Raw genomic sequence first — 18,137 nt, forward strand, 5'->3', positions numbered from 1 at the left:
CCGATCACTATTCGCTACTCACAACCCTCTATTCCCTGTAAAACACCCGCGTGCCGGACATCGCCGCCAATCTCGCCCAAGTGCAGCAACGCATCGCCGCTGCGTGTGAGCGTTCACAGCGTTTGCCCGATGAGGTGCAGATCATCGCCGTGGGCAAAAAATTCACCGCCGAGGTCATCCGCGAGGCCGCCGATTGCGGGCTCACGGTTTTTGGCGAAAACCGCGTGCAAGAAGCCAAGGCCAAAATCCCCGATTGCCCCGGCCATATCCGCTGGCATTTCATTGGTAATTTGCAGAAGAACAAATGCCGCGACGCCGTGGAGCTTTTTGAAATGTTGCACGCCGTGGACAGCCTCCCCCTCGCCGCCGAGCTCAACAAACGCTGCGAACAAGCGGCCAAGACATTGCCTGTTTTGCTGGAAGTCAACGTCTCCGGCGAAGGCAGCAAACACGGTTTCACGCCCGAAACCGCCGTGGAAGCGGTGGAGGCATTCTTTGAATTCCCGCAACTGGAGCTGCACGGCTTGATGACCATGGCCCCCTTCACCCGCGAGCCCGAAAGCGCCCGCCCCTTCTTCCAAAAACTACGCGCCATAAAAACCAATTGTGAAAACAAACTCGGCGCCCCGTTGCCCGAGCTCTCCATGGGCATGAGCGGCGACTACGCAATCGCCATCGAGGAAGGCGCCACGATGGTGCGACTGGGCACGTGTTTATTCGGCCCACGCGCAGCGGCTAACAAAGATTAATACGGCAGCATTACCTTAGTTCTCGAATCGCCTAAAGGGCTGGTGCCACCGCGAGCGTTGATGTGGCCCCTGATGATTTTGCCCAAGGCACCCAAGTCAGCATCGGTGGATTGCTTGGCGGACCCATCGGCCATCACTAATTGACCTTGGGATTTGGTTAAGCCGCTCATTGCCCTCTTTTTGACGAGAGGAGATTCCCCCTCATCGGCGCCCAGCCAATTGGACTTCGCCAAATCGTCGGTGGCGAGATTGCGCGTCATCGCAATCACGGTGGCGGGCCTTTGAAAATCGCCGCCAAGGCACAGTCCGTAGCTGAGGCCATCATGAGGAATTGGATTCCCGCCCTTGGTGTTGTAGTTACGCCAATCTTCCTGCACTTTTTCATTGGCGGCAAACCTCCCCTTGTCGCAAGGAGAGATAAGAATCTTGGCGGTTTGAACTTCAGACTTCATCGCGGCCAATCCAAAAATGCTGCCAACGGTAAGGTTGTAGTTGCTTCCAAAATGATTGCGCTGTTGGGATGGAGCAAAATTCCACGGCGTGCGGCTCCCGTTATCCTGTGAAAAGCCCAGCATAGCTTTGCCGATCATGCCGAGATTATTCACGCACTTGATGCGGTTGGCCTTGGCGCGGGCTTTGCTCAGGCCGCCGCGGTCGCTGCCAAACATCTTTTGATACAGCGCCTCGCCCAGAGCTTTGCCGGAGATTTCCGATACCTTGAGTTCCCCTTCGCCCATGGCTCTGTTGAAACTGTCGGTAGTCCGGTACAAATCCTTGAGGGGACTGTCATCAAGGAAATCCTCACGATCTTCCTCCGGCAATTTCTCCGCCATATACTCAATGGCTTCCATCACCATTTGCGGAGTGAACTGGGTGGTACCGGATTTTTGGGGTGTGGTTTTCTTTTTGGTGGATGCCGGTGGGTTTCCGGACTTACCGCAGCTGATAAACATACAGGTGAATAAAAAGAAAACGAATAAGCCGGTGAGGTTGAGGAGGATGTATTTTTTCATAATTTGAATTTGTTTTTAAGATTGAGGTTAATTTATTTGGGCAGCCAAATCTTGGTGCTGGGGGGGTCGGGAGCAATGCCACCACGTGACTTGGCATGACGAAGGGAAGCTTCTTTGAGTCCTGCGTTATCCGCCTGTATCACTGAACCATCGGCGAGGGCCCAATTCCCTTGGCTGGCCTCCAGCCCCTTCATCACGTTGCCGAGGAAGGTAGCCCCTTTGAGCTCGGCACCGGAGACATTGCGCGTGAGGCTCACAATCGTGTCGGGCAATTGGTCATCGCTTCCGGGACACAATCCGTAGCTGATAGCCGCATGGGGAATGGGTTTGTTTTCGCGGGCGCTGTATCCCTTGTAGTCAGCAATGGCCTTGCGATCCGGATCGCAAGGGGAATGCAACATTTTAGGGGAACCCAAACTCCACCGTATTTCCTCCAGAGCAAAAATGGTGCCCAAATGTTCGGGGTTGCCTTTGCCGAAGAAGTGCTTTTTATCGGCGGGATCCAGATGCCAAGGGAATGCTGCATGTTCCCCGGCGAACGCAATCATCGACTTGGTAATCTGCCCCAGAGTGCTTGAACATTTGAGGCGGTTGGCCTTGGCGTGGAGTTTGCTCAGGCCGCCGCGGTCGCTGCCAAACATCTTTTGATACAGCGCCTCGCCTAGGGCTTTGCCTGAGATTTCCGATACCTTGAGTGCCCCTTCGCCCATGGCTTCGTTGATTTCGTCGGTGGCCTCGTACAAATCCTCGAGGGGACTGTCATCAAGAAAATCCTCGCGATCTTCCTCCGGCAATTTCTCTGCCATATACTCAATGGCTTCCATCACCATTTGCGGAGTGAACTGGGTGGTACCGGATTTTTGGGGTGTGGTTTTCTTTTTGGTGGATGCCGGTGGGTTTCCGGACTTACCGCAGCTGATAAACATACAGGTGAATAGAAAGAAAACGAATAGGCCGGTGAGGTTGAGGAGGATGTATTTTTTCATCGCCGTTAGTTCAGCACGGATTTTGATTTTCTGTCTACTATAAAGAATGACTTATTTTACAGTAGGGTGGAGGCCGTTTTTTGGGAGTGCATTGGAGGGGCAGGTGTGGTTGGGTGGGCGTTTGCAATGGGATTATTACCGGAAATGTTTGTGGGTGAGATTGAGGCGGCGGTGAAGTCGTTTGATCTGCATGTGGTGTGTCTGGATAAAACGCCGGAGGATTGCCAGGCGTCGCTGGAGAGTTTGCTGGTGAAGGCAATGCGGGCATACGAATCGCGCGGGGAGGGGATGCGCCACGGGATTGCGCTGGATAAACAGGTGACGATTTTTCTCAGCGAAGTGGACGGGGAAGAAAAGCCGATGTGCGGGATTTATTTCAATCTGCATTCGCCTTACAAGAAAGCGCAGGCGAAGACCGCGTCGGCGGATTAACCGGGATAGCTCAGCAGAAGTTTTGCCCTTCCCTTGCGTTTGATAGATTGCGGCAAAGAAAAAAGGCCCCGGAGTTTCCCCCGGGGCCTTCTCCACCTATCCGTTATTTGGGGCGAACTGAATCGCCCACACGGATGTCCCCCTTGTTGATATCGGCTACTAAATAAGTGTCGTCGGTTTGTGCGGTGGTGGTGATCTCGCCCACGGGTCGGCCCTGGCGGAGGACGAGGTATCGCATTTCGGCCGGGGGTAATTGGGAGCCGACAATTTCAACCACCACAAACGCAAGGCCCTGATCGACAAGCATCACGCGGCCGGAATCATTCCCAACCGGTACGTTGGCCGACGTATTAGGGTTGGCCTTGGAGCCGGGGTTATTTTTGATGCCCACTTTGGGCCCATCTCCGCCGAAGTTGGTGCCGGCCCCTCCGATGGGGTTGACCGATGGATCTTCCTTGCCCTTGAGATAGTTGCATCCAGTGAATGCAGACACGCCAAGCGCCAGCAGATAGTAAATTTGGATCCTCCTTGTCACCCTTAACTGCGGACAGATTATGGAATTCGGCGATTTCGTCAACTGAAGGTTGCTCACAAACCGGACTCTGTGTGTGGATAAGCGCGCGACTGGATAATCCGTTGTGCTCATTCGCACCCCTGTGTCATCCTCATTTTTGAATTGCTTTTTGCCCGCGATCAACTAGGTTGGCTGGATGGAGGCGCTAAACACAAAACGCATTATTCGATCAGGAATATTGATGGCAATTTTTGCAATTGGATTGACTGGGTGTTCTGGCATTCGTGTGAACCAAGGTATTTCTCCAGCCACAATTCTGTTGCCGGGATTGCTGGGCGAGCATAATCCCTCCGAAACGGAATTCGCGCCATTGGTGGCTGGGCATTCCCGATAAGCCCGGACTTCTGCCATAATTCTTGCCGCTTGCTCGCGCATCACGGCAATTTTTTCTTCGCTTGCATTTTCTAAATCACGCTTCTTACAGCGGTTTTTTCGAGGTCAAGTGATTTTTATTTTTTAGAGTACCTGTTTTTTTCGATTTCGTGTTGACGGGGATTCACCAACCTGCCATAGCTAACCTTTCCGTTTTTAGAGAGAGAATTTGACCGATGCCACGAGGTAAAAAAGGAACACGTAAGCCGGCGCCCAAAAGCGGCGCGGCAATGAAGTACGATGCACACGCCACCGCATTGGAGGATGCTTATGGCATGCTGGCAGATTTGCGCCGCGAGCTGGCCGACTCCCGCGAGGACGTGGATGAACGCGAGGACATCCTCGAATTGTTCGCCAAATGCAAAGACGAGCAACGAGCGTGGCTCTTGCTGGAGGATTATTTTTCCAAGCTGAAGCTCAGCCGCAAGGATTTTCCCGGCGACGAGTGGTGGGAAGCCGTCGCAAAGGCGAAGGGCAAAAAGCGACTGGAGGCATTGTCGGTGGTATTTCTACGCGCGGGCCGGCAAATGCCTGCGGAGCTCAATCAGCACGCGAATCTCAAACGCTTTAAGGAAATCGAAAAGGCGGAACGCGAACACGCTGTGTTCAAGGAGCTGGAACATTGGATGTTCCCGCCCGCACCGAATCATCTCGATGCCCCACGCGCATCCATCCGCGCCGTGGCCGTACCGGAACCGGAGGATTTGGATTCGAGCCTGCAAACCTTGCGGGTGGAATTCGTGGTGCGCCGTCCACGCACCGGCGACCGCAAGAAATCCATCACCAATCTCGTGGACCTCACCGTGCGCGCCGCGCACGAGCAGGAGCTCTTTCCCTCCGAGGATTGGGAATTCATCGAATGGGTCACCGAACATTACAGCGAAGATCTCAAAGGACACGACAGCCTCAACCTCACCGGCCAGCCACTGCTGCAATGGTTGGCACATTGGGGCGGCCAAACCCGCCTGCAACCGGGTGTGGATGCCCCGCCCTACGAATTTCACGGCCAACTCGCCGAATTGATCCCCTCGCTCAAAAACGGCACGGCCATCCTTGCCTTCACGCACACGCTCCTGCTGCCCGATGGCCGCGAGGTGCCGCTGAGTGAAGCCAAGTTTTTCGCCGGCCGCCCCACCATGGTGCTGGTGGACAACACATTTTATTTCCTGCGTAACAGCCCGCCCGCCTCGCTTCTCAGCAAATGGGTGAGCAATCCACGCGCACCGATCAACAAACTCAGCACACGGTTCATCACCGAGCTGCGCCGCACCCACGTGCGCGAGGGCATCAACTGGAATGACTTATGCGAATCGCACACAGCCAAGCCGCTGTTCGTATTAGAAATGCATGGCGACCGCCTCGAACTGCGCCTGCAAGCCAAGAGCGATCTCGACGGCAGCCTTTGGGAATGGACCGGCCACGAATGGCACATCAAAGCCAAAGGCGAACGCCGCGCGGATAAGCCGCAGGTTTTGGAGGATGACCGCCTCGAACCTTCCATCGATTGGCTGCGCAAACTTGACTGGTTCACGCCCGAGCCCGGGCTTTGGGTCGGCGACGCGAATGAGAATTTTCTCAACGTGCTCGCCAGCGTGTGGCACGAACGCCCGCAGGACGCAGAGTTTCTCGGCAACGATTCCTTCCAGCGCCTATTCCTGAAACCCAAGCGCCTGAAGCCCACGCTCATCGTCAAAGGCAGCGGCATCGATTGGCTTTCGGTTTCCACCGAGTGGGAAGAGGAAGGCATGAAGCTCACCAAAAAAGATTTGGAAAGCCTCGCCCAAGCCACCAGCCGGTTTGTGAAACTACCCAGCAAAGGCTGGGTGGAGCTGGACGTGGACGCCACCCAACGCGCGCAGGAAACCATGGCCGACCTCGGCCTCGACGGACTCGAAACCGGCACCCAAAAAATTGCGATGGAACAAGCCGCGCATCTCGGCGAAGACGGCCTCTCGCTATTCGGCGATGGCAAGCAAGCCCAGAAACTACGCGACCGCATCGAGCAATTCGAAGGCATCCCCACCACCGACCTGCCCGAAGGCATCGATGCCGAACTGCGCCCGTACCAGCAAGCGGGCTTCGAATTTCTCTGCCATCTGCAATCCATGCGCCTCGGCGGCATCCTCGCAGACGATATGGGCCTCGGTAAAACGCTGCAAACTCTTGCCTATCTTAAGTGGCTCAAGCAGCGGAAAAAACGCGGCAAATCCCATCCCTCACTCGTCGTGTGCCCCGCCTCGGTGATGCACAACTGGCGGCGCGAGGTGGATAAATTCACCCCGGATATGTCCGTGCTCGTCCTCGAAAGCGGCGCCGCCCGCCATGCCATGCGCAAGCACATTCCCGATTACGATATCGTCGTCACCAACTATTCGCTGCTCCGGCGCGACCTTGAGGATTTGCAGAAGTATAAATTCAACGCCATCATTCTTGATGAAGCGCAGTTCATCAAAAACCCCGGCGCGCAAGTCACCCAATCGGTAAAGCAACTCTCCTGCAAAATCCGCCTCGCCCTCACCGGCACGCCGTTGGAAAATCGCCTGCTCGATTTATGGAGCATTGTGGACTTCGTCCAGCCCGGCTATCTCGGCGACGAAAAACATTTCCACTCGATGTACGACCCCGCCGGTGGAGACAGCGAAGAAGCCATTGCCAACCGCCGCATCGCCCGCAAACGCCTCTCCTCCCGCCTGCGCCCCATCCTGATGCGGCGCGTCAAAACTGAGGTCGCCAAAGATTTGCCCGAACGCATCGAGCAACGGCACGACTGCGAACTTGGCAAAGACCAACGCAAACTATACCTCGCCGAACTGCGCCGCAGCCGCGACACGGTGATGGAAACCATCCAAACCAAAGGCGTCGCCAAAAGCCGTATGCAAGTGCTCGCCGCACTCACGCGACTGCGCCAGATTTGCTGCCACCCCTCACTCGTCGGCAACGATTCCGCCTCCGGCAAAACCGAAGCGCTCTTCGACCTACTCGAACCATTGGTCGCCCAAGGCGAAAAAGTTTTGGTCTTCAGCCAATTTGTGCAGATGCTCAAAATTTTGGAAAAAGACTGCGGCACCCGCGAGATCCCCACGCACATGCTCACCGGCGAAACCAAAAACCGGCAGGACGTCGTCAACGCTTTTCAGGAATCCGAAGGCGCGGGCATCTTCCTGCTCAGCCTCCGCGCCGCCGGCACCGGCCTCAACCTCACCACCGCGAGCTACGTGGTGCTCTACGATCCGTGGTGGAACCCCGCCGTCGAGGCGCAAGCCATTGACCGCACCCACCGCATCGGCCAAACTAAAACCGTCAACGCCTACAAACTCATCGCGCCCGGCACCGTGGAAGAAAAAATCTGGAACCTCCAGCAAAGCAAACGCCAAACCATCTCCGACGTGCTCGGTGAAAAAGGTTTCGCCAAGAGCCTCACCAAAAATGATCTGGAATTCCTCTTCAGTGAGTAGAGCAGAGGGAGTGGGGAGTGGGGAAAAGTGAGTCGTACCCGCAGCCTTGGGTCTTGGTCATTGGAACTCGGGCAGTAAAAAAGTGGAAAGTGGTTGTCCCGCAGGGATTTGAACCCCGACTAGATGTACCAAAAACATCTGTGCTACCATTACACCACGGGACAGTGGGCCACACACCCTAGCCGCACATCGCACCGCCGAAAAGAAAAAACCGATGACCCCCGCCGAGCACTTCCGCGACACCCTCGCCCGCGCCCCCATCACCGCCCTCGCGCCAATGCAGGATGTCACAGACCTCTCCTTCTGGCGGCTAATGGCCAAGTACGGTGGCCCCGATCTGTACGTCACCGAGTATTTCCGCGTGCGCGAAGGGTCGTGCCTCGATAAACACATCCTCAAATCCATCACTGAAAACCCGACCGGCAAACCCGCGCTTGCCCAGCTCATCGGCAACCACATCCCCTCACTCATCCGCACCGCGCGCGAATTGCAACAACACCCCGTCGCCGGCATCGACCTCAACCTCGGCTGCCCCGCGCCCGTCGTTTACAAAAAATGCGCCGGCGGTGGACTCCTCCGCGACCCCGCCCAAGTCGACGCCATCCTCGGCGCACTGCGCGAGGCCATCGAAATTCCATTCACCGTTAAAACCCGCATCGGTTTTGACGACCCCGCCGTGTTCGAAGAACTCCTCCCCATCTTCGCCAAACACCGCATCGACCTCCTCACCGTCCATGGCCGCACCGTGCTCGAAGGCTACCGTAGCGGCGTCCATTACGATTACATCGCCCGCGCCGTTGAACCCCTCCCCTGCCCCGTACTCGCCAACGGCAACATCTATTCCCCCGCCAAAGCCGCCGCCGTCCTCGCCGACACCCGCGCCGCCGGCCTCATGATCGGCCGCGCCGCCATCCGCAACCCGTGGCTCTTCCACCAAATCCGCCAGGCACAAAAAGACGAAACTCCATTTGTCCCCACCGGCCAGGACGTGCTCAGCTATTTGCGTGACCTCTATGAAACCGTGCGCCCCCCAAAGCTGAACGAGAAATCGCACGTGGCGAAAATGAAAAAATATTTCAACTACATCGGCATCGGCATCGAACCCACCGGCGACTTCCTCCACCGCATCCGCCGCACCACCACCGAGGCCGACCTCTTCAAAATCTGCACCGACCACCTAGAACACGACGAGCCAATGCCGCTCGAACCCTTCGACCTCAAACTAAAACCAAAGGATGTTTTGGCAGGAGAACACAGGTGAAAAATCCCAATAACCAAGAACCAATTCCCAAGGAATACTCAATAACCAAACCCCAAGAGGATGCCAAATTGGGTCATTGAGATTTGGGCATTCCTTGGAATTTGGTCATTGGGCCTTGGTCATTAGAAAAAAATTTCACTCCACCACCGGCGACCTCCACCGAAACTCCGGCATCCGCAGCCCCGCCAGCGACGGATACGCCGCTCCGCCAAACGCGCCGGCCGCCACTTTGTCGAAGATCAAACCGCAATCCCACCAAAACCCCTCCGCGCGCACGCCGCATTCGCGCAGCAGTTTGCCGTGATCCAGCCAAACCAATAAACACGCCGCGCGAAACATCAGCCGCCACGCGCCGCACACCAACACCCGCGCCCAAAACGGCCAACGCTCATACGCGTGCCGCAAGTAATCCGTCTGAAACGCCAAGTGCCCCTCTTCGTCGTGACAAATCTGCGCCGCCACTTCGCGCACCACTGTGTCGTCCACCCCATCGCGCAGCGCGCGGAAGTAACGCTTGGCAATCATCTCCGCCACCAGCAGCACCAACACCTCCAGTTTCAACCCCAGCAAACGCCGAAACCGTTCAAAACACCAATCCGTCCAATGCCAACGCAACCGCGGCGCACGCATCAAATCCAGCACCCGTCCCATCAAACACGCGTGTTCCTGTTCCTCTTTGATAAATAAATCCAGAGCGTGCCGGTACTCCACCGCTTCGCCCGAAGCATTGCGCCGGAGAAAAAATCCATCGCCCGATTCGCCCAATTGAAATCGCTGCATTGACCGCACCAACACCGCCCGCATCGCCGGCGTCACCTGCACACCTTTCTCCCATGGAATCTCCCGCCGCTTCGACGCATTCAAATGAAAATACTCCAGCCAATCCAACATCACGCCACCTCCCATTCCCGTGTTGATGAATTATGCGAAAGCTCCCGCACGCGGGCCTCCACCGCATCGATGATCTCATCCGGCGTCGACGTCCCCGCCGTGATTCCCAACACACCCGAAACCGGTAACCACTCCGGCCGCACATCGTCCGGCCCCTGCACGTGATGGACTGCTTTGCAAAATTCACCGCACGTGCGCGCCAATTCCGCCGTGTTATTGCTATTCACGCCGCCGATCACCAAAACCACATCCGATTCGCGCGCCAATTCCATCGCCGATTCCTGACGTTGTTTCGTCGGCCGACACACTGTATCCACAAACCGAATCTCCGCCTGCGGAAAACGCGCCTGTAAATAATTCACCAATTCCCGCACGCGCGCGATAGGCTGCGTCGTCTGCGCCACCACACCAAAACGCGCGCGCGATTCCACCCCATCCACATCTTCTTTGCTCAAAACCACATCGCACGCCACCAAATCCTCCGTCAAACCCCTCACCTCCACGTGCCCACGCCGACCGATCACGATGGGATGAAACCCTGTCACCACTAATTCCCGCACTTTTTCGTGCGCGAAATGCACCAGCGGACACGTCGCATCGCTCACCCGTAAACCCGCCAACCTAGCACGGGCACGAGCGCGGTCCGAGGCGCCGTGGGCGGTAATCATTGCCGCCGAAGTCCCAACACGCTCAGGTTCATTTTCAAACCGCACGCCCCGTTCTTCTAAATCATCTAGCACCGTGACGTTATGCACTAACTCGCCCAGCACCGTGAGTGGTTGTAACGCCGCCTCGCGCCGCGCCAGAGTAATGGCATCCCGTACGCCAAAGCACATTCCCAAATGCTCCGCGCGACGGACGACGAAGGGTTCCGCCTGAACGGGTTTAAGCCCGTTGGCTTTGTAAGGCAAAGTTTGTGTTGTCATTTGATTTTTTCCTCCTTGATTTTGAAGCTTTGGCGGGATTGGATTTTTCCTCTGATTGCTTAGCAGATTTTACAATGCCCTCCAGTAATCCGACATATTCGCAAAACGCCTCGCGGCCGACCGTGGTGAGCCTGCAAGTGGTAAGCGGGCGTTTGTCCTGAAAACTTTTGGCGACCGCCACATAGCCCGCCTTTTGCAAAGTGCGGATGTGGGTGGTCACATTTCCATCCGTCATTGCCAGTGCATCGCGCAGTTCCGTGAACGAAAGCTCTGCCGAAGCGGCAAGCATAGACATTATCGCCATGCGGCTTTTCTCGTGGATTACTTTATCCAAAAGTTGGAAAGTTTCTGGGTTCACTATTCGTCTACTTCTTCCATGGGTTCCGGCGTCAGTTTCAAATACAATCCATAAGCCAAATGATTTGCTCCGAATGCCCAACCCATCACCCAATGGGCGTGCGCTTCATCCAGCCATACCACCTCGCCTAAAGTGTGAAAACATAGGCAAATAGAGCCCAAAACGACAAAAATCCACCCGGCTAATTTCAACCCGCGTCGCATAAAAAACCCGGATGCGTGTAGAGCGCCGCCGTACAAAACCATCCACAAAGCAATCAGCCGAACACTGTCGCGGCCATTCGTGTTCAATATTTCCAGCACGCCCAAGCCCAACCCGGCGAGCAACAGCGGCGCCATCACCTGTGCCACGCGGCGCGTGGGAGGCGACCAAAATTCCTCATCCGCCTGTAATGCCTGCCGTCGCACCAACAATAATGCCGCCAAAACTGTCACTGCCCCAACGCCAAGCCAATAGCCGGCAAACAAATTTTTTCCTGTCCATCCCATCGCCTCGGCCAAGCCAGCGGCGGCGATCCCCAACACGCCGACGGCAATGGCGATTGGCGCGAGGGCGCGGCGGTATACGCTGGCCCTTTCCATCAGGGTGCGAATGGTGTTTAGATTCTCCTCGGCCCACTGTGCGCTCATCGATTCACTTTGTACTACAAAGTGAATTGCGCAAGCAAGACTTATCCGCAGAGAGTTTTGGTGGGGCCCCGAGACACCGGCCCGGGCTACAAATGAAACGCGTATTACACCTGGTCGGCGGCGACTTTTTGGAGGATTTCTTCGAGGGTGGTTTTGCGGTCGACGACCATTTGCAGACCGCCGTCCCAAAGGGTGGTCATTCCGGCGTTGACGGCGATTTCTTGAATTTCAGAAGTGGGTTTCTTTTTCATGACCGCCTCGCGGACGTCTGCGTCGCAGGTGAGCAGTTCGGTAATGGAGGAACGTCCGCCGAAGCCGGTATTGCCGCAGGCGGTGCAGCCGGTACCGCGATAAAAACTGTCGTGCTCAAGGATTTGATTGACGTATTCGCTGCCCTCGTGTTGGCGGAGTTGCTCGATGGCAAAAGCTTCGGGTTGATAGGGGGCGGAACAGTGAAGGCAGTTTTGGCGGAGCAATCTCACGCCGAGCACGCCAATGATGGTGGAGGCGAGCAGAAAAGGCTCGATATTCATATTGATGAGGCGCGCAAAGGTTCCGGAGGTGGTACCGGAGTGAATGGTGCTGATCACGAGGTGACCGGTCATACCGGCGTTGATGGCGATATCGGCGGTGTCCTCATCCCGAATCTCACCCACCATAATAATTTCGGGGTCCTGCCGCATCAGCGATCGCAGCGCCAAGGGGTACGTGTAGCCCATGCCAACGTTTAGGGAGGATTGATTAACCCAATCGAGGTTTTGCTCCACTGGATCTTCCACGGAGGACACCGCAACAGCGTTGCCTGCTTTTTCTAGAATATGACCGATGGCAGCATAAATGGCGGTGGTCTTGCCCGAGCCGGTGGGCCCGGTGAGCAAAATGAGGCCGGTGGGTTTGGAAACGATTTCTTTGAAACGCTCCAGCGTATCATCATCGAACCCGAGTGACTCGATGTTGAACATCTTGGCGTCAGGATTAAAAATACGACAAACAATTTTCTCACCATACACCGTTGGGAAAATGGAAACGCGCAGCTGCACCCCGTGGAATTCCTCCGGCGCAGCTTTGCCATCCTGCGGAAGATCCTTTACGTGGCTTTTCATATTTGCCATCACCTTGAACCGGCCACAGATGTTTTCGTGAAAATCGCGGGGGATGCCCACCACCCATTGCAGCACACCATTTGCGCGTACACGCACCCCGGTCATATCCTCCCAAGGCTCGATGTGGATATCACTCGCGCCGCGATCGAGACCGTCCTGAATGATGAGATTAACCAGATGCGGCACATCCACTAACTCATTGGCAGCGACTTGGGCTTCTACGTATTGCTCGGTATGGCTCATAAACGACGCCCACGATACGGAACGCCTTGCGCCTCTGTCACTCCCAAACTGGCGGGATTGAATTTACGGTGGAAATGAGATGGGTGTGGATCCCGCAAGCGCTAGCGCAACTTCAGCGCCGTCAGCTTATTTTTTCCATCGCGCAATCCGTCTTTCACATAAAGCACGCCGGCGGAATAGACGGGGAAGGTCCATGAGGGCTGGCTGGCGTTTTCGATGCGGCTGAGTTGGGTGAATTTTTTGGGGGTGGCGCGCAGCAACGTCACCGTACCGCGCGAGCCGTGGACGAGGAGGGTATCGCCCATTGAAATCACCGAGGCGTAATCGGTGAAGCCGCGTTCGCTCCATTCGGTTTTGCCGGTTTTGTGGTTGATGCAAACGAACTCTGAGTTGCGTCCGCGCGATGCGCCGAGGCCGTACAAAAAACCATCCTTCAATACGGGCGTGGTGATGTTAGTACGGGCTTCCCGATTGCGCCAAATTTCCTCAGCAGTTTGGCCGCTACCACTATTACGGATGCGGATTTGAAAAGTGCCCAAGGTATGGCTGGCCATGGTGACGGTGTCGCCGTGTAGAATGGGTGTGACGATGTTGCGGGCCGCGCCGGTTTTTACGGGGACGCTCCAAAGTTTTTTGCCGTCCTTGGCGCGATAACCGATCATGTTGGCGGCGGTGACCATGACGATTTGCTCCACACCGGCAAGCGTGCCGCGCATAAGGCCGGAGTAGGCTGCATAATCGGTGCCGCTTTTCCAAACGAGGTTACCCGTTTTTTTCTCAAGGCAAACGAGGCTGGCACCGGTGTGGCTCCCGGCGGGGGCATAAATATAATTGGCATCGGTGACCGGTTGGCCGTTGTTGCCGTGACGGCTGGCGGCGGTACCCTCACTGCCAGGTGCATTGCCGCCAAACCATTTGGCGCCAAAATCTGTTGCGTAGTTTTTAGCCCATAGCAAATCGCCATTCTTCATCGAAATGCAGGCGAGGGCGCCCGCAGCGCTTTGGCAAAAAAGGAGATCCCCGTCAATGAGCGGCGCGGTGCGCGGGCCGGGGCCGTACACGTTGGTATATTGCCAGGAATCGGCATACGCAGTTTCCCAAATTTGTTTGCCGTCGGCGATACGGATGGCGCGGGCGGTTTCCTGCTTACCCTTCGAAGAAGTTTCATGCAGCACGATAAGCACGCCCTTGGCGAGCGCGAGGCCGCCCTGGCCTTTGCCAATGGGGATTTGCCAAAGCGTGGCGGGCTTGGCAGGGAGTTTGGCGAGGGCGGGTTCGCCGTGGAGAATGCCATCGCGATTCACTCCGCGCCACTGCGGCCATTCACTGGCGGAATGGGAGACGGCGAAAGTGAGGGAAAGAAAAGCGAACAGAGTTTTCATCGGCCCGAGTTTGAGTCATAGGTGATGGACGGGCAACCTTTTTTCGGGACTACGTTTCTAGGGAGTTTCTGGCTCCGGTTTGGGGTCGGGCCAATTCCCGTCCACGATGTGGAGCACGGCTTGCTCGGCGAGTTTACCAGCAATAATGGGAACGGCTTGGCGTTGGCCGGCGGTGAGGTCGTCACCGACGCGCACGGTGGAAGAGCTGGTGAGGGTCTCTTTGAAAATCTCCTCGCCGGTGGTGCGGTTGATGACGGTAACCTCGGCGGAAAGATCCATCGTATAATCCTGCACGGTGAGCACGTCGCCGGGTTTGTAACTCACGCCGTTGCGACGGAAGTCAATGAGCTTGCCGCTGATAATGAAGTCCCCTTCAGATTGGGTTTCGAGTGTGTAGGTGCCGTCCTTTTGAAACTCACGTTTCATTGCACGATTCACCGCGGTGGCAAGGCGCGGTTCAAAGGTTTCATTTTTGAAGAATTGAATTTGCACCGAATGTGCGCCGGCGGTGAGCCCGTTGGTGGAGCCGATGTGGTACCCCGCGCAGCCCATGCTAATCCCGGCGGCAACCGCCAGCATACCTGAAAGGATTCTGTTAATTTTCATAGTTATTCTTTGTTCGCTTCAGCCTCACGCCGGTCGAGCTCGGCTTCGGCGGCCTTGAGGAGGGTATTCGCACGAGCTTTCAAGGCATCGACTGTTTGGTAAACTGCATCGTCCTCATCCACCGCTTTCCGCAGCACGGCCTCTTGTAGTCGCAGGTTAAGCTCGATTCGGCGGGACGACCGTTCCACGGAGTTTAACTCGCGATCACTAAGGTTCACCAATTGCGTGGGATCTACGTTTTCAATTTCTGCCGCCTTGCCCAGTGCCTCATTCACGCTTTTTTTAGACACTCGAAATAACGATGTGATCGCCTGCTGGTTGATCCCTTGTGCTTCCTCGTAAATCGGGGTTCCTTTCGCCGCCAACCCCTCAACATTTTCCGCGCGCGCGGAGGTTTCACCAAAATATTTAAAGGCGGCGATCCACTTTCCGCGACGTTCATAAAACTCCGCAATCGCCAGCGCGCCTCGAACCCGCTCAAGATGCAGACCATTGATGCGCGTGACCGCTTCTTCGCGTCGCGGTTTCAACTCGGGGTTGCCCGTGTTCAAGGTGAGGAAATCGCTGAACGCATTGATGGCGCGCTCGGCCATGCTTTGATCGTAAACGCCCTCATTCGCCTGCACTTCATAAATGGACGCCACGCGAAAACTGGCCTCCGCCACAACGCGATCGATCTCTTTTTGATTAGGCCGGGGCGCATCGCCCGGGCGTTTTTGATAGCGGTCGGCCAATAATTGATACGCTGCGGTGGCTTTTTTATACGCTTTTTCATCAGCGAAAAACCCCCAGAACCCCGTCAAAGCCTGTTCGTGTGCCTGCCCCACCCCGTATTGTGCCGAGGCTGCAAGTTCACCATACGGCGCATTCGTCACCACCTGCTGATAAAGCTTCGCCGTGCGGTTCATCGACGAAAAAAGCGGCAGATACATTCGTTCCTGATAAGGTATTTTCCAGCGAAACCATTTGCCCCCCAGATATTTACCCGCGATATCGAACATCCGTTGTGCCACCTCCGCGCGTTTGGCGGCATCGTAGTTGGGGTGCGCATCCAACAACGCCTGATATTCCTGAAACGCATTTTCCTGAAACCCGCGCTTCTCATAAACCTCCGCTACAATGCGACGCGCTTCCGGGGCAAGATCTGCGCCAGGTTGATGAACATGCAGCCAGCGCGCGGCAAACAACGCCTTGGTATTATCCCCCGCGACGAATGCCTCTTGAGCCAACGCGAACAACTCCTCGGCCGTCATCGTAAACAACTCAGCCTTCACGCCGGGCGGCAAATATTTCCAGCCTACACCATCAAAATACTTGAACCCGTGCCCCGGTGACGCCGTGTTGCGCATCCGTTCAAGCGGGTTGCGGCTCGGCGGGTTCACCGCACGTCCCCCCGATTTTTCATCTTTGGCCGAGATGCAGCCCGAAAACATCGAGCCCAACGCGCTCAGTGCAAATAGCAAAAGGAATCCCCTCGTCATGTAGCCACGCTAACGGCCCGCCCGCGGAACGTCAAGCCGGAGCCTTTCACGGGTTGTTCACGGACGCATTGACTTGGCAACCTCCATGATGGGACAGTCCGCGCCTATGATTCGGCTCGTGCTATTTGATATCGACGGCACCCTCATCCTCACCGGCGGTGCCGGTATGAAGGCCTTTGCGCAGGCATTTGCCGATGAATTTGATTTACCCCACGCCACCGAATCCATGGAATTCGCCGGGCGCACCGATCGAGGCCTCGCCTACGAAGTCTTTCGAGCCAACAACATCGCCACCACCGAAACCAATTACCAGCGCTTCACTCAAGCCTACACCCAACGGCTCGCCAAACATTTGCCCGCCGACAAAACCCAACCCCTCCCCGGCGTTGTGGAATTGCTCGATGCAATCGAGGCCATGTCCATCCCGCCCGTGCTGGGCCTGCTCACCGGCAACCTCCCATTAGGCGCAGAACTCAAACTCACCCACTACCACCTTTGGCATCGCTTTCAATTTGGGGCCTTTGGCGACACCACCGAAAACCGAAATGACATCGCCCAAGCTGCACTTGAAAATGCTCGTGAACAATTCCCCAATCTCAACCCGTCGGAAATCCTCATCATCGGAGACACCCCCGCCGACATTGAATGCGCCCAATCCATCGACGCCAGCGTACTCGCCGTTGCCACCGGCAATTTCACTGAAGCCCAACTCGCCAAACACCACCCCACCCACCTCGCCCCCAACCTTAAAGACGTCACTCTTGACATGTTAAACGCATAAAAAACGAGGCGGCCCCTTTCGAGACCGCCCCCGTTTTATCACTCCACCCGTTCCTTAGCCCCCGCCAAGCGGCGGGGTTAAATTAGTTGTTCGCATTAATCAGAGGCGTGGTAGCATTTTGATCTGCTGCGCCCAGTATTAGGATAGCCCGGTTACTTCCACCCAACCAAGTTGCGTTAATATCGTTAATCGCAGCCTTGGTGAAACTCATCTGTGTTCCCGCAGCATTGATAGTCACGCCCGCTGGCAGGGCATTTGGGTTAATACCGAAACCGTGCCCTAAATACCGGTTTTCGTTTGATGCCACAACTGAGCTATTTCCGGAAGCCATCCAATCTGTGAGTTGGTTCAAGGCATTCTCGCCGAAATACAGCCTCTTAACACCACGGAAATTTGTTCCGTTCACGATTAAAATACCGCGACTAGCATTATAATCAGATCCATTAAAATCTGCCGATCCGGCAAATGTATTTGCGGCTGTGTTTGCACTTAGCGGCAAAAAGTCCGGTGTTGCGGAAATTGTAAACGCACTGCTCAGTGGTGTAGTAAGAATTCCAAATGGAGTGATCACACGAATCCGTCTCGTTCCGTTATTGTCACTCAACAATGTGGAGGAATCTAACAAGTGCCCTTTCCCTGTGAATGCGGCGGCATTTGAATCTAACTGGAATGAACTCGAAGTAACACTCGATACCCCTGTTTGATCTGTTGCATCAGTTACTCCGGGAATAGGATTCCCGTTCACATCAACAATTTGCACCACAGAAAGCAGACCCAATCCACTACCATTGAAAGTGATATTATCATTATCTCTACGGTAGGCTGGAATTTCATCATTTTGCCCGGCAACCATGGCCATGCTTAGGCCACTGAAACTACTGTAGGTTGGAGGCAC

18 protein-coding genes and 1 tRNA gene are annotated in these 18,137 nt (G+C 55.8%); 5 read left to right on the plus strand and 14 right to left on the minus strand.

Annotation, left to right across the window (positions count from 1 at the left end):
- The first annotated feature begins 59 nt into the window (after positions 1-59).
- Positions 60-749 (plus strand): YggS family pyridoxal phosphate-dependent enzyme, encoded by a 690-nt coding sequence (locus tag H8E27_05870; GenBank protein ID MBC8325135.1) that lies wholly within the window; start codon positions 60-62, stop codon positions 747-749.
- Here H8E27_05870 and H8E27_05875 read toward each other — a convergent pair.
- On the minus strand, positions 746-1,762 hold the full coding sequence (locus H8E27_05875) for a hypothetical protein (protein MBC8325136.1): 1,017 nt from the start codon (positions 1,760-1,762) through the stop codon (positions 746-748). The two genes, H8E27_05870 and H8E27_05875, sit on opposite strands and share 4 nt — an antisense overlap.
- A 32-nt stretch (positions 1,763-1,794) precedes the next feature.
- Positions 1,795-2,748, minus strand: a complete 954-nt coding sequence (locus H8E27_05880; protein MBC8325137.1) for a hypothetical protein — start codon at positions 2,746-2,748, stop codon at positions 1,795-1,797.
- Positions 2,749-2,874: 126 nt separating this feature from the next.
- Between H8E27_05880 and H8E27_05885 the strand changes: the two genes are divergently transcribed.
- Entirely contained in the window at positions 2,875-3,180 is a 306-nt protein-coding gene (locus H8E27_05885) for a hypothetical protein (protein MBC8325138.1), read from the plus strand.
- A 103-nt stretch (positions 3,181-3,283) separates the two neighbouring features.
- Here the strand turns inward: H8E27_05885 and H8E27_05890 are convergent, their stop codons facing one another.
- Positions 3,284-3,715: a hypothetical protein gene (locus H8E27_05890; protein ID MBC8325139.1), complete on the minus strand. Its 432-nt coding sequence runs from the start codon at positions 3,713-3,715 to the stop codon at positions 3,284-3,286.
- Positions 3,716-3,877: 162 nt separating this feature from the next.
- Complete coding sequence (locus tag H8E27_05895) at positions 3,878-4,129, minus strand: hypothetical protein (GenBank protein MBC8325140.1); 252 nt, start codon at positions 4,127-4,129, stop codon at positions 3,878-3,880.
- A 173-nt stretch (positions 4,130-4,302) separates the two neighbouring features.
- Between H8E27_05895 and H8E27_05900 the strand changes: the two genes are divergently transcribed.
- Positions 4,303-7,581, plus strand: coding sequence for a DEAD/DEAH box helicase (locus tag H8E27_05900; GenBank protein ID MBC8325141.1), 3,279 nt, complete (start codon positions 4,303-4,305; stop codon positions 7,579-7,581).
- 90 nt (positions 7,582-7,671) lie between these two features.
- Here H8E27_05900 and H8E27_05905 read toward each other — a convergent pair.
- A tRNA-Gln gene (locus H8E27_05905) sits at positions 7,672-7,745 on the minus strand.
- 113 nt (positions 7,746-7,858) lie between these two features.
- On the opposite strand from H8E27_05905, the gene H8E27_05910 reads away from it, so the two are divergent.
- Positions 7,859-8,842 carry a tRNA-dihydrouridine synthase family protein gene (locus tag H8E27_05910; GenBank protein MBC8325142.1) on the plus strand — a complete coding sequence of 328 codons (984 nt, stop codon included), beginning with the start codon at positions 7,859-7,861 and terminating at the stop codon, positions 8,840-8,842.
- Positions 8,843-8,977: 135 nt separating this feature from the next.
- On the opposite strand, the gene H8E27_05915 is transcribed toward H8E27_05910, so the two are convergent.
- From H8E27_05915 to H8E27_05950, 8 genes are all read right to left on the minus strand, one after another.
- Complete coding sequence (locus tag H8E27_05915) at positions 8,978-9,748, minus strand: ferritin-like domain-containing protein (protein MBC8325143.1); 771 nt, start codon at positions 9,746-9,748, stop codon at positions 8,978-8,980.
- Positions 9,733-10,659, minus strand: a complete 927-nt coding sequence (gene ispH / locus H8E27_05920; GenBank protein ID MBC8325144.1) for a 4-hydroxy-3-methylbut-2-enyl diphosphate reductase — start codon at positions 10,657-10,659, stop codon at positions 9,733-9,735. The genes H8E27_05915 and ispH overlap by 16 nt, the downstream gene beginning before the upstream one ends.
- Positions 10,619-11,017 (minus strand): transcriptional regulator, encoded by a 399-nt coding sequence (locus H8E27_05925; protein ID MBC8325145.1) that lies wholly within the window; start codon positions 11,015-11,017, stop codon positions 10,619-10,621. The genes ispH and H8E27_05925 overlap by 41 nt, the downstream gene beginning before the upstream one ends.
- Positions 11,017-11,646, minus strand: coding sequence for a hypothetical protein (locus H8E27_05930; protein ID MBC8325146.1), 630 nt, complete (start codon positions 11,644-11,646; stop codon positions 11,017-11,019). Before H8E27_05930 ends, H8E27_05925 begins: the two co-directional genes overlap by 1 nt.
- A gap of 104 nt (positions 11,647-11,750) precedes the next feature.
- On the minus strand, positions 11,751-12,992 hold the full coding sequence (locus H8E27_05935) for a type II/IV secretion system protein (GenBank protein ID MBC8325147.1): 1,242 nt from the start codon (positions 12,990-12,992) through the stop codon (positions 11,751-11,753).
- A 101-nt stretch (positions 12,993-13,093) separates the two neighbouring features.
- Entirely contained in the window at positions 13,094-14,374 is a 1,281-nt protein-coding gene (locus H8E27_05940; GenBank protein ID MBC8325148.1) for a PQQ-binding-like beta-propeller repeat protein, read from the minus strand.
- A gap of 57 nt (positions 14,375-14,431) precedes the next feature.
- Entirely contained in the window at positions 14,432-14,980 is a 549-nt protein-coding gene (locus H8E27_05945; protein MBC8325149.1) for a hypothetical protein, read from the minus strand.
- A 2-nt stretch (positions 14,981-14,982) separates the two neighbouring features.
- A complete protein-coding gene (locus H8E27_05950; GenBank protein ID MBC8325150.1) occupies positions 14,983-16,362 on the minus strand; it encodes a hypothetical protein in 1,380 nt (459 codons plus the stop codon).
- A gap of 184 nt (positions 16,363-16,546) precedes the next feature.
- Between H8E27_05950 and H8E27_05955 the strand changes: the two genes are divergently transcribed.
- On the plus strand, positions 16,547-17,242 hold the full coding sequence (locus H8E27_05955; GenBank protein ID MBC8325151.1) for an HAD family hydrolase: 696 nt from the start codon (positions 16,547-16,549) through the stop codon (positions 17,240-17,242).
- Between the two features lie 82 nt (positions 17,243-17,324).
- Here the strand turns inward: H8E27_05955 and H8E27_05960 are convergent, their stop codons facing one another.
- Positions 17,325-18,101 (minus strand): hypothetical protein, encoded by a 777-nt coding sequence (locus tag H8E27_05960; protein ID MBC8325152.1) that lies wholly within the window; start codon positions 18,099-18,101, stop codon positions 17,325-17,327.
- Positions 18,102-18,137: the final 36 nt, after the last annotated feature.

This window comes from Limisphaerales bacterium (assembly GCA_014382585.1).
Classification (GTDB): Bacteria; Verrucomicrobiota; Verrucomicrobiia; order Limisphaerales; family UBA1100; genus JACNJL01.

Coding starts and splice junctions, on each gene's coding strand:
- H8E27_05875 (MBC8325136.1), bottom strand. CDS start 1,762: ATGAAAAAATACATCCTCCTCAACCTCACCGGCTTATTCGTTTTCTTT.
- H8E27_05880 (MBC8325137.1), bottom strand. CDS start 2,748: ATGAAAAAATACATCCTCCTCAACCTCACCGGCCTATTCGTTTTCTTT.
- H8E27_05885 (MBC8325138.1), top strand. CDS start 2,875: ATGGGATTATTACCGGAAATGTTTGTGGGTGAGATTGAGGCGGCGGTG.
- H8E27_05895 (MBC8325140.1), bottom strand. CDS start 4,129: ATGCGCGAGCAAGCGGCAAGAATTATGGCAGAAGTCCGGGCTTATCGG.
- H8E27_05900 (MBC8325141.1), top strand. CDS start 4,303: ATGCCACGAGGTAAAAAAGGAACACGTAAGCCGGCGCCCAAAAGCGGC.
- H8E27_05910 (MBC8325142.1), top strand. CDS start 7,859: ATGCAGGATGTCACAGACCTCTCCTTCTGGCGGCTAATGGCCAAGTAC.
- H8E27_05915 (MBC8325143.1), bottom strand. CDS start 9,748: ATGGGAGGTGGCGTGATGTTGGATTGGCTGGAGTATTTTCATTTGAAT.
- ispH (MBC8325144.1), bottom strand. CDS start 10,659: ATGACAACACAAACTTTGCCTTACAAAGCCAACGGGCTTAAACCCGTT.
- H8E27_05930 (MBC8325146.1), bottom strand. CDS start 11,646: ATGAGCGCACAGTGGGCCGAGGAGAATCTAAACACCATTCGCACCCTG.
- H8E27_05935 (MBC8325147.1), bottom strand. CDS start 12,992: ATGAGCCATACCGAGCAATACGTAGAAGCCCAAGTCGCTGCCAATGAG.
- H8E27_05940 (MBC8325148.1), bottom strand. CDS start 14,374: ATGAAAACTCTGTTCGCTTTTCTTTCCCTCACTTTCGCCGTCTCCCAT.
- H8E27_05945 (MBC8325149.1), bottom strand. CDS start 14,980: ATGAAAATTAACAGAATCCTTTCAGGTATGCTGGCGGTTGCCGCCGGG.
- H8E27_05955 (MBC8325151.1), top strand. CDS start 16,547: ATGATGGGACAGTCCGCGCCTATGATTCGGCTCGTGCTATTTGATATC.
- H8E27_05960 (MBC8325152.1), bottom strand. CDS start 18,101: ATGGCCATGGTTGCCGGGCAAAATGATGAAATTCCAGCCTACCGTAGA.